Below are 12,586 nucleotides of genomic sequence, written 5' to 3'. Positions count from 1 at the left end.
GAGGCCGGCGCCCTGCTTCTTTCCAGGCGGAGCGGAGCGGGCCCGAAGCGCCGGGAGGCGCGCAGGCGACCGGCGCGAGTCAGCCGACGAGCTGGCTCAGGACGGTGTCGAAGACGAAGGTCTCGAGGCGGTCCCGGTCCTTCTGCTCCACGCCCTCGAACTGGAACGAGACGCGCACGTTGCCGGCGAGCGCCTTCACGTCCGCCACGCGGCACTTCCCGACGAGCGGATCCGACGCGGGGATCCGGAGCGTGAACTTGAGCTCGTCGCCCGGCGGCGGCGCCTTCGCGAGCAGGCAGGAGAAGCCGCCGACGGAGAGATCGATCGTGATCGCGCGGGCGCTCGACGTCACGAGATCGAGGTCGACCTGCAGCGCGCGAGCGACCCGGAGCGCCTGCCGCGGCGTCTCGCCGGGCTTGAGCGTGAGCCGCTGCGCCGCCAGGAGCGCGCGGGCGAGCTCGTCACGGCCGCCGCGGTACGTCTCGATCTCGCGCGGGGCGAGCTGACCGCGCCGGGCCCGCTCGTGGAGGTCGCGGAAGGTCTGGAGCCACTCGGCGAGGCTCATGCGGCGACACCCTTCCTCACAGCGCCTTCTTCAGCTCCGGCGCGGGCTTGAAGCCGACCGTCTTCGTCGGCGCGATCTGGATCTCGGCGCCCGTCTGCGGGTTCCGCCCGACGCGACCGGCGCGGCGCTTCACCACGAACGTGCCGAAGCCCGGCATCGAGAAGCGCTTGTCCTTGCGGATGCCCTTCGCGAGGTTGTCGAACACGGCGTCGACCACCAGCGCCACCTGCCGCTTCGACAGCGCGGTGTGCTCCGCCTGCACCTTCTCGATCAGATCCGCCTTGGTCATCGATGCGGGCCCCCGGAGAAGGCGCGAACCTACCCGGTCCCGTCCGAGACGGTCAAGCCAGTGGAAGCCGGGACAGCCTGCGTCGTTCCGCCTCGCGCTCAGGTGATCCCGAGGAGGCGGCGCGCCTCGTCGGGGGTCGCCGGGATGCGGCCGGCGCGGCCCGCCAGCTCCACCGCGAGTGACACCAGCTCGTCCGAGCCTCGCGCGAGGACGCCCTTCGAGACGAACAGGTTGTCCTCGAGGCCGACGCGCACGTGGCCCCCGAGCCGCAGCGCGAGCTCGGCCATCGGGAGCTGGAACCGACCGACGCCGGCCACCGACCAGTGGGTCGGCTCCGGGAGGCCCTCGAGCAGGAACCGGAGGTTGCGCTCGCTCGCGGACATGCCGCCCGGCACGCCGAGGACGAACTGCACGTGGTACGGCTGCGCGAGGTGCCGCTTCTCCAGGAGCCAGCGCAGCGTGTCGAGCATGCCCGCGTCGTACACCTCGCACTCGGGCACGAGCCGCTGCTCCCGGAGGCGCCCGGCCACCCTCACGAGGTCGGGGCGGGTGTTCACGAACACCTCGTCGCCGAAGTTCATGGTGCCGAGGTTGAGCGTGCCCATCTCCGCGCCCGGGACGAGCGAGCCGAGCCGCTCGTCGATGGACATCCCCACCGCGCCGCCGGTCGAGCACTGGACGACGACGCCGCACCCCGCGTCGCGGATCCGATCGATGATCTCCCGGAAGTGCGCGCCCTCCTGCGACGGTCGCCCGTCGGGCCAGCGCGCGTGCAGGTGGACCACGGCGGCGCCGGCGCGGGCGGCATCGACGGCGGCGCGCGCGATCTCCTCCGGCGTGTACGGGACGGCCGGGCTCTGCGCGCGCGTGACCTCCGCGCCCACCACCGCCGCCGTGACGATCACCTTCTCGCCCATGCCGGCCTCCGCTAGCGCGCCAGCCGCTGCTTCTCCCGCGGGACCACGCACGTACCCGTCGCCCGGCAGACCACCACCGGCGTCGCGAGCACCTCCGCCGCCGAGTCGGACACGTCGGGGCGCGGCGCGATCACCTTCCGCGCCTCGAACCGCATGGCCCGCGACGTGGCGCCGACCTTCACGATCTCGCCCTCCGCCTCGACGTAGTCCCCGGCGTGCACCGGGGCGAGGAACTCCACGGCGTCGTAGGCGCGGAAGAGCCCCTCGTCGCCGTCGTGGCGGACGAGCAGCTCGGTGGCGAGATCGCCGAAGAGCGCGAGCAGCCGCGCGCCGTCGACGAGGTTCCCGCCGTAGTGCGCGTCGGCCTGGGACATCCGCACCCGCAGCTTCGCCTGGATCGGCACCATCAGTGCATCTCCTTCCCCATCCGCTGGAGAACCGCGGCGACGATGAAGTTCGCGACGTCCGACGGGCGCGTGCCCGGCCCGAAGCCGGCGTCGTAGCCTAGCTCGATCGCGAGGCGGTGGTCGATCCGGGGGCCCCCGAGGATCGCCGTCACCTGGCCGCGGACGCCGAGCCGCTCCAGCTCCTCGAGGAGCTGGCGGGCGTTCTCCTTGTGGACGTCGCGCTGGGTGACGACCTGCGAGACCAGGACGGCGTCCGCGCGGCGCTCGGCGCAGAGCCGCGCCAGCGTCGCGTTCTCCACCTGCGCGCCGAGGTTCCGCGCGTCGAAGCAGGCGTATCGCTCGAGCCCGTAGTCGCCGGCGAACCCCTTCATGTTCATGATCGCGTCGATCCCGACGGCGTGCGCGTCCGAGCCGGTGCACGCGCCGAGCACGACGATGCGCCGCCCGACCTCGCGCAGCGCGAGCTCGTTCAGCTCGTCGAAGCCCTTCTTCCGGACGACGACCTCCGGCACCTGGATCCGGCCGTAGTCGACCGCGGCGGAGGTGTGCCCGTACACGACGAAGAACGTGTACCGGTCCGCCGCGGGCTCCATGGCGGCGACGTGGACCTGCTCCATCCCCATCTTCCGCGCGACCTCCGCCGCGGCCTCCCGCGCCCGCTCGCCCGGGGGGACGGGCAGGACGAAGGAGACCTGCACGACGCCGTCGTCGCGCCGGTCGCCGTACGGCCGGATCACCTGCCCCGGCTCCCACTCGCGAAGCGTCACACCTCGCCTCCGATCCGCGCCGTCGAGGTCAGCGTCCGGTAGGCCTCGATGACCGGCGCCGGCGCCGGGGTCTGCGCGGTGAAGAACACCTGGTACTGGGTGCCGCCGTCGCACGCGGCCCAGGCCCAGACGTGCCAGCCGCCGGAGTCGCCCTCGAGCGTGAGGGCACGCGCCCCGCCGAAGGTCGTCTCGTGGCGCCGGACGCGCTCCAGGCTGCTCGCCTTCGCGAGCACCTCCTCGGCCGCCGCGAGGCAGGCCTTCTGGTCCGCGTACGTCGTCTCCGGGGTCGAGACCTCGAGCCGCGCGGTGGCGCCCGGGTTCTCGAGCTTCAGGTGGCGCGCCGAGCCGGTGGGCTGCCACGCCGCGGGCGCCTCGAACCGGAGCGCGCCCACCCCGTACACGAGCCACCCCTCGCGGCCGGACGGCTTTCCCTGCGGCGGGGGCGAGAGCGCCTCGCGGATGCCGGCGCACCCGGAGAGCACGGCGACCGCCAGCGCGGCGGCGAGGAGCGCGGTCCTCTTCATCGGGCCTCCATGATCTCGAGGAAAGGGTTGAAGTAGGCAGGGGCGCGCGCGACGACGCCGGCGAGGCCCTTCCCGCCGTCCTCCGTCCTCGCGATGTCGCCGAACCGCGCCTTGCCGATCGCCTTCATGAGCCCGTCCTCCGCGACCTCCTCGAGGAGCGCGAGCGCCTTCCCGAGCGTCTCGTCGGCGCGGCGCTCGACGAGGCCGCCCGGCCGGAACCCGATCTCGGCGCCCATGGACCTCCAGGCCCGGTAGACGTACTCCGAGCTCTTCAGGGCGACGTACCGGTCCATGAGGAAGGGATTGTGCATCGCCTCGGTCATCATGCCGAGGAGCTGGATCCCCTGCCCCGTCACGCAGGACACCACGTCCGCCATCACGTCGTAGGCGTGGCTGAAGAAGATGTCGCCCTGCTTGTGCTTGGTCGGGGGCATGTACTTGATAGGCGCCTCGGGGAAGAGCGTCCGGACGAGGAGCGCCTGGGCGAGCTCCCGGGCGATGGTGTCCTCGCGGGCCGGATCGATCTCGAAGCTGTGCCCGAGGCCGACGAGCCGATCCGGGAGCCCGGCGCGGTGGGCGAAGCTCTCGTTCACGAACTGCGAGGCGATGACGGTGTGGGCGGCCTCGTCCGCGTCGGCGGTGGTGATGTAGTTGTCCTCGCCGGTGTTGATCACGATGTCCGCGAGGGCGCAGATGCGCCGCGAGAAGTGCTGGTCGCAGAGCGTCCGCTTCATGTTGATGTCGCGGAACAGGATCCCGTACATCGCGTCGTTGAGGAGCATGTCCAGCCGCTCCCACGCGGCCGCGAACGCGATCTCCGGCATGCACAGGCCCGACGAGTAGTTCGTGAGGTGGACGTAGCGCCGGATCCTCCGCGACTCGTCGTCGAGCGCCTCCCGCATGATCCGGAAGTTCTCCTGGGTCGCGTAGGTGCCGCCGTAGCCCTCGGTCGTCGCCCCGTGGGGCACGTAGTCGAGCAGGGACTGCGCGGTGGAGCGGATCACGGCGATCACGTCGGCCCCGGCCTGGGCGGCCGCCCGCGCCTGCTCGACGTCGTCGTGGATGTTCCCCGTCGCCACGATGACGTACCGGTGCGGCCGGGGACCGACGCCGAGCTCGTCCCGGAGCGCGTTCCGGCGCCCCACCCGCCCCGCCAGCTCGTCCACGTTCGCGCGCGCCTCGCGGCGCATCTCCGCGAGCATGGCCCGCTCCTCCGACTCCGGCAGCGGCTCGGGGTGCCGCGGCAGGGAGGCCATCCGGTCGACGACGGCGAGCGGATCCGTCGCGCCGCGGCGCACCACGTACCCCATCCAGTAGGCGGCGCCCCGGTCGAGGAGCCCGCGCTCGTGGAGCGCGTCGACGGCGAGGTTCACGAGCGGGACGCCCCGCGGGCCCGCGTCGTGGAGCCCGTACAGGCGCAGCACGGTGCGCTCGATGGAGACGGTCGTGTGGCGCCGGACGAGCTCGAGCACCTGCGCGGTGACCTGATCGGCCAGGGCGCGGCAGCGATCGACCTTGGCGCGATCCAGGTGGAGGTCGGGGACGTGGCGCCCGTCGGAGAGCTGCATGGCGGGACAATGGGTAGGCCCATGGGCCCGGAAGGGCAAGCTTCCGGCGGGGCCTAGGGAGGCAGACGGGACGTGAAGGCGCCCGCCCGGACCCCGAAGCACTCGGTCCGGTCGCTCGCCTCGATGCGCACGCGCGCGACGTCGCCGCGCCGCTCGGCGGCGGCTGGCCAGCGGACCGTCACGTACTGGCGGGACGTGCCGCGGGCGAGGCCGCCCTCGACCCGCTCGACGACGACCTCGAGCTCGCGCCCGGCCTGGCCCGCGACGAACGCCCGCCACTTGCGGTCGGAGAGCGCGAGCAGCTCGCGGGCGCGATCCCGCTGCACGGCACGCGGGACCCGGTCCTTCATGCCTGCGGCGGGGGTCCCGAGGCGCGGCGAGAACGGGAAGACGTGCAGGTACGCGAGCGGCAACGCCTCGAGGAGCTCGACGGTGGCGCGGTGATCGGCGTCCGTCTCCCCGGGGAACCCCACCATGACGTCGGTGCCGAGGCACGCGCCCGGCACCAGCGCGGCGAGATCGCGCACCGTCCGGTCGAACTGCTCGGGGCGGTAGGGCCGCCGCATCGCGTGGAGCACCCGGGGCGAGCCGCTCTGGACGGGCAGGTGGAAGTGCTCGCAGAGGGCCCGGCCCGCCACCGGGTCGAGGACGAGCTCCACCGGGAACTCGAGCGGCTCGACCGACGAGAGCCGCAGGCGCGCGCCGACGCCCCGCGCGACGGCCTCCCGGACGAGCTCGGCGAGGGAGCGCCGCGGCGCGAGATCGCGGCCGTAAGCTCCCAGGTGCACGCCGGTGAGGACGACCTCGCGGTGCCGGGTCCCGAGCGCCATGAGGCGCGCGACCGCCTCGTCGAACGCCAGCGACCGGGATCCGCCGCGCGCGAGCGGCACGACGCAGTAGCTGCACCGGGCGTCGCAGCCGTCCTGGACCTTGAGGAACGGCCGCGTGTGGCGCGGCAGGTCGAGCGGCGCGGGGCCCCACCCCGGTGCGCGGCGCACGGCGGCGGCCAGCGCGTCCTTCCCCCGCGCGCCCGCCTCGAGCCGGACCAGCACCTCGCCGAGCACCGCCTGGGAGCGGACTCCCACCACCGCCTCGACGCCGGGCAGCGAAGAGAGCGCCTCGGGGCAGAGCTCCGCGTAGCATCCCGCGGCGACGATCCGCGCCCCGGGGTGCTCCCGCGCGGCCCGCCGGATCGCCTGGCGGGCGACGGAGTCCGCGTCGCTCGTGATCGTGCAGGTGTTCACGACGACGAAGTCCGCCGGTGCGCCGTCGGCGGCGACCTCGAACCCGTCCGGCAGGCCGGCGGCGAGCGCGTCGAGGTCGGCGCGGTTCACGCGGCACCCGAGCGCCACGAGCGCCACGCGCGCGGCGGGCCGCGCCCGCCCCCCCGCGGGGCCGTCCGGGCCAGCGCCCGGGGACGCGCCGTCAGACGATCCGTCCGCCACCCAGCACCTCGTCCCCCGCGTAGAACACCGCCGCCTGCCCGGGCGCGACGCCGCGCACGGGCCGCTCGAGCGCCACGGCCGCCCCGCCGCCACCGGCGGGCGTGACCGTGGCCGGCTCGCCGTCGTGCCGGTGACGGACCTTCACCCTCACCTCGACCGGCCCGGGCGGCGGCGCGCCGGCGACCCACGACACCTCCCGGACCTCGAAGACGTCGCGGGAGGCCTCCGCCGACGTGCCCACGACCACCCGCGCCGCCTCCGGCTCGAGCCGCACGACGTACCGCGGCTCCGGCCCGGGCAGCCCGAGGCCGCGGCGCTGCCCGACCGTGAACCGGTGCACGCCGTCGTGCCGGCCGAGGAACCGGCCGTCGGTCCCGACGATCTCGCCGGGGCGGACTCGCGCGGGGGCGCGGAGCGCGACGAACGCGCCCACGTCGCCGTCCTGCACGAAGCAGATCTCCTGCGAGTCGGGCTTCGCGGCGTTCGGGAGGCCGGCGTCCGTCGCGGCGGCGCGCACCGCGGGCTTGTCGAGGCCGCCCACGGGGAAGAGCACGTCGCGGAGCGCGTCCTGGCCGAGGCCGTAGAGGAAGTAGCTCTGGTCCTTCGCGCGGTCCGCCGCGGCTCGCAGCACGAGGCGGCCGCCGCTGCGGGCCTCCACGCGCGCGTAGTGCCCCGTCGCGAGCTTCGCGCCGAGCGCGCGGGCGCGCGCGAGGAGCCAGTCGAACTTCACCTCGGTGTTGCACGCGACGCACGGGTTCGGCGTGCGGCCCGCGACGTAATCGTCCACGAACCGGTCCACGACGCGCTCGCGGAAGCGGGCCTCGACGTTCGCGACGTAGAACGGGATCCCGAGCCGGCGAGCGGCGGCGCGCGCGTCGTCGACGTCCTCGGGCGCGCAGCAGGTCCGGCCGCGCGCCGCGTCGGAGTAGTCCCAGACGCGCATCGTGACGCCGACGACCTCGTGGCCCGCGGCGGCGAGGAGCGCGGCGGCGGTCGAGCTGTCCACCCCGCCCGACATGGCGACGAGCACCCGCATCGGCGTGACCGGTGTACCGCCTCCGCCGGAGTGGATCAACCGATCGACGCCGTCGAGCGAGCGCCCTCGCCGGCGGTGGGCTGATCGGCGGGGCGCACCGGGATCTCGAGGACGAACTTCGCGCCGCTGTAGTGGCGCGCGGCGTGCGCGGGCTGGGTCCGCGGCGGGCTCTCGACCCACACGCGGCCGCCGTGCGCCTCGGCGATGCGGCGCGCGACCGGCAATCCGAGGCCGCTCCCGGGCGGGCGCGCGTCCTCGCCGGCCCGCACCTGCGCGTGGTGGAGCGGCTCGAAGATCTGTTCCGCCTCACCGTCGCGGATCCCCGGTCCCTGGTCGTAGATCGCGAACCGCAGCTTGCCCGCGTCGCGGGTCACCTCGACGAGCACCTCGCCGCCGTGCGGCGAGAACTTCACCGCGTTGGACACGAGGTTCGAGAGCGCCTGCCGGAGCTTGCGGGGATCGGCGATCACCGGCCCCCCGCCCGCGGGGGCGACGGCCACGTGCAGGCGGGCGTCCTTGATCGCGGAGCGCTGCTCCGCCACGACGTCCTCGGCGAGCCGATCCGGCTCGACGGGCCCCTCGAAGATCGGCGCCTGGCCGACCTGGAGGCTCGCGAAGTCGGACAGATTGTCGATGATGCGCGTGAGGCGGCCGACGGACTGGACCATCGAGTCGACGATCCGCTTCTGCTGCGGCGTGAGGGCGCCGAGCTTGTCCGACTGGAGGATCCGGAGATAGCCGGCGAGCGGCGTGAGCGGCGTGGACAGCTCGTGCGAGAGGTTGTGCATGAACGCGCTCTTCAGCCGGTCGGTCTGGACGAGCTTCGCGTTCGCGCGCTGCTGGCCGGCGAGCGCCGTCTCGAGGCGCGCAGCCATGTTGCCGGAGAGCGCGCGCAGGCTATCGCGCTCGCCGCTCTCCGTGAGCCGCTCGCGCTTCCCCGCGAGGAACGCGCGCACCTCGTCGGGCAGCTGGCCGTCCTCCAGCCCGCGGCCGATGAACCCGTCGGCGCCCGCGGCGAGGGCGACGTCGTGCTCCTCCTGGGAGTCGCCGACGGCGACGATCGGCACCTGCTCCAGCGCCTTCTCCCTCCTGAGGCGCGCCGCGAGCTCGTAGCCCTCCATGTCCGGCAGGTGGACGTCCGCGACGATCAGGTCCGGGGGGAGCGTGAGGGCCCGCTCGATGCCCTCGAGCCCCGTCGCGGTCGTGTCGACGGCGAACCCGGCGGACTCGAGGAGCGCCCTCACGCGCGCCCGGAGCGCCTCGTTCCCCTCGATGCAGAGCACGCGCTGCGACATTCGCGACCTCGGGTCAATTATAAGCGCGCCGTCCGCTCGGCCCACCACCGTCGCAGCTCCGCCTCGAGCGCGCCCGCCGTGTTCGCCGCGGGATCCTCCAGCACCCTGTCGAGCAGGTGCCGGAGCGCCTCGCCGACGTGCGGTCCAGGGTCGACTCCGAGGAGCGCGACGACGGCCCTGCCGTCGAGCGCGAGCGCCTGGGTCGAGAGCGGCGGCGACTCCGCGAGCATTCCGCGCGCCGCCGCTTGCAGTTTCTTCACCTCGCGCTCGGCAGCCGCGCGGCGGCGGGCCGGGAGCGCCCGCGCCTCCGCCCACAGGAGCTGCAGCTGCGCGTCCACCCGCGGCGGGGTCACCCGCGAGAGCCAGCGGCGCAGCTCGGCGGCGCCGCCGGCCGGGAAGGCGCCCGCCGCGTCCCCCTCGCGGCAGGCGTGGTTCCGCAGCAGCGCGCCCACCTCGTCCGAGAGGCGGCGCGGGTAGCGGAGCTCCACGAGCAGCCGCTGGGCCGGGTCGGCGCCGAGCCCGTGGAAGAGCGCCGCGAACCGGAGCACTGCGTCCGCCGGCAGGCGCCGGAGGAGGGCTTCCGCGTGCCGGACGGAGGCGGCGGACAGCGCCGCGAGGGACGGCACGACCACCGCCAAAAGACCAGTGGAGCGGAGGAGCGCGACGCCGCGGGCGGCATCCGGCGCGACGACCAGCTTCTCGAGCTCCGTCGCGATCCGCTCGACGGCGACCTTGCGGACGACGTCCAGCGCCGCGGGGATCGCGGCGCGCGTGCCCGGGTCGAGGTCGTACCCGAGCTGCGCGGCGAACCGGACGGCGCGCATCGGGCGGAGCCCGTCCTCGCCGAAGCGCTCCTCCGGGACTCCCACCGCCCGCACGCGACCGCGGCGCATGTCCTCGCGACCCCCGAACGGATCCCGGAAGTCCCGTGCGAGGGGATCGAACGCCATGGCGTTCATGGTGAAGTCGCGCCTCGCGAGGTCCGCCTCGAGATCGGTGTGGAAGGTGACCGACGCCGGGCGGCGGCCGTCCAGGTAGACACCCTCGCCGCGGAAGGTGGTCACCTCGATCTTCTCGTCCCCGACGAGGACGGTCACGGTGCCGTGGGCGATGCCGGTCGGGACGACGCGCCGGAACAGCGCGATCACCTGCTCGGGGGTCGCGGGCGTCGCGACGTCGTAGTCGGCGGCGTCGCGCGCGCGGTGCAGCAGGAGGTCCCGGACCGCGCCGCCGACGAGCCACGAGCGGTGCCCCGCCTCGCCGAGGCGGCGGAGGACGTCGAGGATCGGCGCCGGGAACGCCGCCCGGGCGAGCGCGGCGGGCGCGGCCATGGGTGGCTAGTGCCTCTCCCCCTCGCCGCCGACGCGGTCGAGGAGCCCGAAGTAGAGCCGGATGAGCGCACGCCGGTCACCAGGGGGGAGCGCGTCCACGGTGGCGCGCGCCACGTCGAGCGGCTCCTGGCAGATCGCGAGGAGCGCGTCCTCCACGCGGTCCGCCTCGTCGCGCCCTAGGACCTCCTCTGGCGTCTCGAACGCGGAGCGGATCTCGGCGGGCGCGAAGAGCGGGTGATGTCCGCGGGCCCCCTCGGCGAGGAGCCAGGAGAGGCGGCCGGGGGCGGCGAGGCTCGCGAGCTTCTCGATCATCGTCTCCCCTCTCCTCTCCGGTCGTGAAGGACGTCGCCGCCGACCGTCCACGACCGGTCTTTAGCACGACGCCGCGCCGGCTCCCGCGAAATCTCCGGCCACCGCCGGGAGCAGCACGCGAAAGGCGCTCCCCCGCCCGACCGCGGTCTCGACCCGGATCTCGCCCCCGAACGCCTTCACGATGCCGTGGCAGATCGAGAGCCCGAGCCCGGTCCCCTCCCGCACGCCCTTGGTCGTGAAGAAGGGATCGAAGATCCGCGGCAGCACGTCGGGCGCGATCCCGGTCCCGGTGTCGCGGACCTCGAGGACGACGCGGCCGCCGTCCGCTCGCGCGGTCGACACCGCGATCTCGTGCGCGGCCGCGGGTCCGCCGGGGATCGCCTGCGCGGCGTTCACGACCAGGTTCAGGACGACCTGCCCGAGGCGCGCCTCGTTCGCCAGGACGAGCGGGACGTCCCCGAGGCGCCGCACCACCCGCGCGCGGCCCGCCGTCACGCTCGCCGACATCTTGAGGCACGCCTCGACGACCCGGTTCAGGTCGACCGGCGCGACCCGTTCGCCGTCCGCCCGCGAGAAGGTCTTCAGGTCCCGGACGATGTGCCGGACGGACTCGGCGCCCGAGAGCGCCTCCTGCAGCGCGGCGGCGGCCTCGCGGAGCGACGCGCCCTCCGGACGCGCCGACCACCCGGCCTCGGTGGCGCGGAGCTGCTCCACGGCGAAGCCGACGTTGCTGAGCACGTACGTGAGGGGGTTGTTCACCTCGTGCGCGACGCCGGCGGCGAGCGTGCCGAGCGAGGCCATCCGCTCGGCCTCCTGCATCCGCGCCTCGAGCTCCCGCCGCTGCGCCTCCTCGCTCGCGAGCGCGCGGACCGCGGCGTCCCGGCGCCGCCAGGCGCGCACGGCCGACGACGCGGCGACCGCGGTGAGCACCACGAACAGCACCAAGAAGCCGAGCGCGCCCGCCAGCTCCTGCCACCACTCGCCGAGGTAGTCGTCGAACGCGAGGCCGACGATGACGAACAGCGGGTACCGCGCGAGCCTCCGGAACGTGAACGTGCGCTCGATCCCGTCCACCGCCACGCCCGCGTAGGTCGCCTCGGTGCGCCGCTCGCGGACGAACCGCTGGAGCTCCGGCGAGACGGTCCGGTCGCCGATCGCGATCCGGGTGCCCTCCGCCGCCTGCCGGACCACGAGCCCGAGCTGCTCGTCCCTGAGCACGACCACGCCCCGGCGGCCGAGGTCGAGCGTCGAGAACGTCCGCCCGATCCCGTCGACCGCGACGACCGCCGTCGCGACGCCCGCGAAGCTCCCGTCCGGGCGCGTGATCCTCCGGGCGAAGACGATCTCCGGCTTCCCCTTCAGCCGGCCGATGACCGGCTCCGAGACCAGGAGGCCCGCGCCGGTCTCGTCCCGGAGGCGCGTGAAGAACGCCCGGTCGGCCACGTTCGCGCGAGCGCCCGGGCGGACGTCGTCTCCGTGATCGATGTCGCCGCGGGCGTCCACCGTGCGGATCGCGTCGACCTCGAGGAGCCGCCGCCGCTGGCGCGCGAGGTAGGCGTCCAGCGCCGCGCCGTCCACGCCTCCGCTCGCGAGCTCGCGCTCGTACTCGTCGACGATCGCGACCAGCGACAGATCGATCTTGTCGACGAGGCCGCCGAGGTACTGCTCGAGGGCGGCGCTGAGATTCCGCGTCGCGACGACCGCACGATCGCGATGGTGCGCCCGGCTCTGGCGGAGAGCGTGGCCGACGAGACCGCAGACGAGCAGGTCCACGACGAAGACCGCCACGACGAGCGCGCGCGCGATCGTCCCCGCTGACCACGCCGGCACCGTCGGCCTGTGCACGTGGCCCGTCCCCTCCACGCCGCGGCACGATCGCCGCGACGACCGGCGCGGAGAGTACCCCATCGGGCTCCCGAACGCGCGTCCGGGCTCGGCGGAGCCGACCGGTGCCGTCCGGGGGTTGCGTTGAACTCGGACGCTCGAACCGAGGCTCCCCGATCGGATGGCCCCACCCGTCGACGGAGCGGAGCGCGCAGCGGGACACGGGCGGCGGACGCGAGGCACGGGAACGCAGCGCGCTCCGGCGCGGCCCCAAGCGAAGGGATGCTCACCGTCGCGCGCAGCGTA

At 74.6% G+C, this 12,586-nt stretch carries 13 protein-coding genes; all 13 read right to left on the bottom strand.

Going from position 1 to position 12,586, the window contains the following annotated elements; translation table 11 throughout:
- Positions 1 to 79 precede the first annotated feature (79 nt).
- The 13 genes from AMOR_RS26820 to AMOR_RS26760 all read right to left on the bottom strand — a co-directional run bounded on the left by AMOR_RS26820 (position 80) and on the right by AMOR_RS26760 (position 12,301).
- Positions 80 to 565: a PilZ domain-containing protein gene (locus AMOR_RS26820; RefSeq protein WP_248355836.1), complete on the bottom strand. Its 486-nt coding sequence runs from the start codon at positions 563 to 565 to the stop codon at positions 80 to 82.
- Between the two features lie 16 nt (positions 566 to 581).
- Positions 582 to 854 (bottom strand): HU family DNA-binding protein, encoded by a 273-nt coding sequence (locus AMOR_RS26815; RefSeq protein WP_248355834.1) that lies wholly within the window; start codon positions 852 to 854, stop codon positions 582 to 584.
- Positions 855 to 952: 98 nt separating this feature from the next.
- A complete protein-coding gene (locus tag AMOR_RS26810; RefSeq protein WP_248355832.1) occupies positions 953 to 1,771 on the bottom strand; it encodes a BKACE family enzyme in 819 nt (272 codons plus the stop codon).
- Between the two features lie 11 nt (positions 1,772 to 1,782).
- The gene (gene kal / locus AMOR_RS26805) at positions 1,783 to 2,178 is read right to left on the bottom strand and encodes a 3-aminobutyryl-CoA ammonia lyase (protein WP_248355830.1); all 396 of its coding nucleotides are present in this window, start codon (positions 2,176 to 2,178) and stop codon (positions 1,783 to 1,785) included.
- Positions 2,178 to 2,945 (bottom strand): lysine 5,6-aminomutase subunit beta, encoded by a 768-nt coding sequence (kamE, locus tag AMOR_RS26800; protein ID WP_248355827.1) that lies wholly within the window; start codon positions 2,943 to 2,945, stop codon positions 2,178 to 2,180. Before kamE ends, kal begins: the two co-directional genes overlap by 1 nt.
- Positions 2,942 to 3,469 carry a hypothetical protein gene (locus tag AMOR_RS26795; protein ID WP_248355819.1) on the bottom strand — a complete coding sequence of 176 codons (528 nt, stop codon included), beginning with the start codon at positions 3,467 to 3,469 and terminating at the stop codon, positions 2,942 to 2,944. Before AMOR_RS26795 ends, kamE begins: the two co-directional genes overlap by 4 nt.
- Positions 3,466 to 5,037 carry a lysine 5,6-aminomutase subunit alpha gene (gene kamD, locus AMOR_RS26790; protein ID WP_248355818.1) on the bottom strand — a complete coding sequence of 524 codons (1,572 nt, stop codon included), beginning with the start codon at positions 5,035 to 5,037 and terminating at the stop codon, positions 3,466 to 3,468. Before kamD ends, AMOR_RS26795 begins: the two co-directional genes overlap by 4 nt.
- A 53-nt stretch (positions 5,038 to 5,090) precedes the next feature.
- Positions 5,091 to 6,482, bottom strand: coding sequence for a MiaB/RimO family radical SAM methylthiotransferase (locus AMOR_RS26785; protein ID WP_248355812.1), 1,392 nt, complete (start codon positions 6,480 to 6,482; stop codon positions 5,091 to 5,093).
- Entirely contained in the window at positions 6,463 to 7,518 is a 1,056-nt protein-coding gene (gene mnmA, locus AMOR_RS26780; protein ID WP_248355797.1) for a tRNA 2-thiouridine(34) synthase MnmA, read from the bottom strand. The genes AMOR_RS26785 and mnmA overlap by 20 nt, the downstream gene beginning before the upstream one ends.
- Before the next feature lie 35 nt (positions 7,519 to 7,553).
- Positions 7,554 to 8,813, bottom strand: coding sequence for an ATP-binding response regulator (locus tag AMOR_RS26775; RefSeq protein ID WP_248355795.1), 1,260 nt, complete (start codon positions 8,811 to 8,813; stop codon positions 7,554 to 7,556).
- A 17-nt stretch (positions 8,814 to 8,830) separates the two neighbouring features.
- Positions 8,831 to 10,144, bottom strand: a complete 1,314-nt coding sequence (locus AMOR_RS26770; RefSeq protein ID WP_248355793.1) for a CCA tRNA nucleotidyltransferase — start codon at positions 10,142 to 10,144, stop codon at positions 8,831 to 8,833.
- A 6-nt stretch (positions 10,145 to 10,150) separates the two neighbouring features.
- Positions 10,151 to 10,456 carry a hypothetical protein gene (locus tag AMOR_RS26765; protein ID WP_248355786.1) on the bottom strand — a complete coding sequence of 102 codons (306 nt, stop codon included), beginning with the start codon at positions 10,454 to 10,456 and terminating at the stop codon, positions 10,151 to 10,153.
- A 60-nt stretch (positions 10,457 to 10,516) separates the two neighbouring features.
- Entirely contained in the window at positions 10,517 to 12,301 is a 1,785-nt protein-coding gene (locus AMOR_RS26760; RefSeq protein ID WP_248355781.1) for an ATP-binding protein, read from the bottom strand.
- Positions 12,302 to 12,586: the final 285 nt, after the last annotated feature.

Source organism: Anaeromyxobacter oryzae (genome assembly GCF_023169945.1).
Taxonomy (GTDB): domain Bacteria; phylum Myxococcota; class Myxococcia; order Myxococcales; family Anaeromyxobacteraceae; genus Anaeromyxobacter; species Anaeromyxobacter oryzae.
Note: the sequence above shows the minus strand (reverse complement) of the source record. Positions and strands in the feature narration are given on the sequence as shown.

Coding starts and splice junctions, on each gene's coding strand:
- AMOR_RS26820 (WP_248355836.1), bottom strand. CDS start 565: ATGAGCCTCGCCGAGTGGCTCCAGACCTTCCGCGACCTCCACGAGCGG.
- kamD (WP_248355818.1), bottom strand. CDS start 5,037: ATGCAGCTCTCCGACGGGCGCCACGTCCCCGACCTCCACCTGGATCGC.
- kal (WP_248355830.1), bottom strand. CDS start 2,178: ATGGTGCCGATCCAGGCGAAGCTGCGGGTGCGGATGTCCCAGGCCGAC.
- AMOR_RS26795 (WP_248355819.1), bottom strand. CDS start 3,469: ATGAAGAGGACCGCGCTCCTCGCCGCCGCGCTGGCGGTCGCCGTGCTC.
- AMOR_RS26765 (WP_248355786.1), bottom strand. CDS start 10,456: ATGATCGAGAAGCTCGCGAGCCTCGCCGCCCCCGGCCGCCTCTCCTGG.
- AMOR_RS26810 (WP_248355832.1), bottom strand. CDS start 1,771: ATGGGCGAGAAGGTGATCGTCACGGCGGCGGTGGTGGGCGCGGAGGTC.
- AMOR_RS26770 (WP_248355793.1), bottom strand. CDS start 10,144: ATGGCCGCGCCCGCCGCGCTCGCCCGGGCGGCGTTCCCGGCGCCGATC.
- AMOR_RS26815 (WP_248355834.1), bottom strand. CDS start 854: ATGACCAAGGCGGATCTGATCGAGAAGGTGCAGGCGGAGCACACCGCG.
- mnmA (WP_248355797.1), bottom strand. CDS start 7,518: ATGCGGGTGCTCGTCGCCATGTCGGGCGGGGTGGACAGCTCGACCGCC.
- AMOR_RS26775 (WP_248355795.1), bottom strand. CDS start 8,813: ATGTCGCAGCGCGTGCTCTGCATCGAGGGGAACGAGGCGCTCCGGGCG.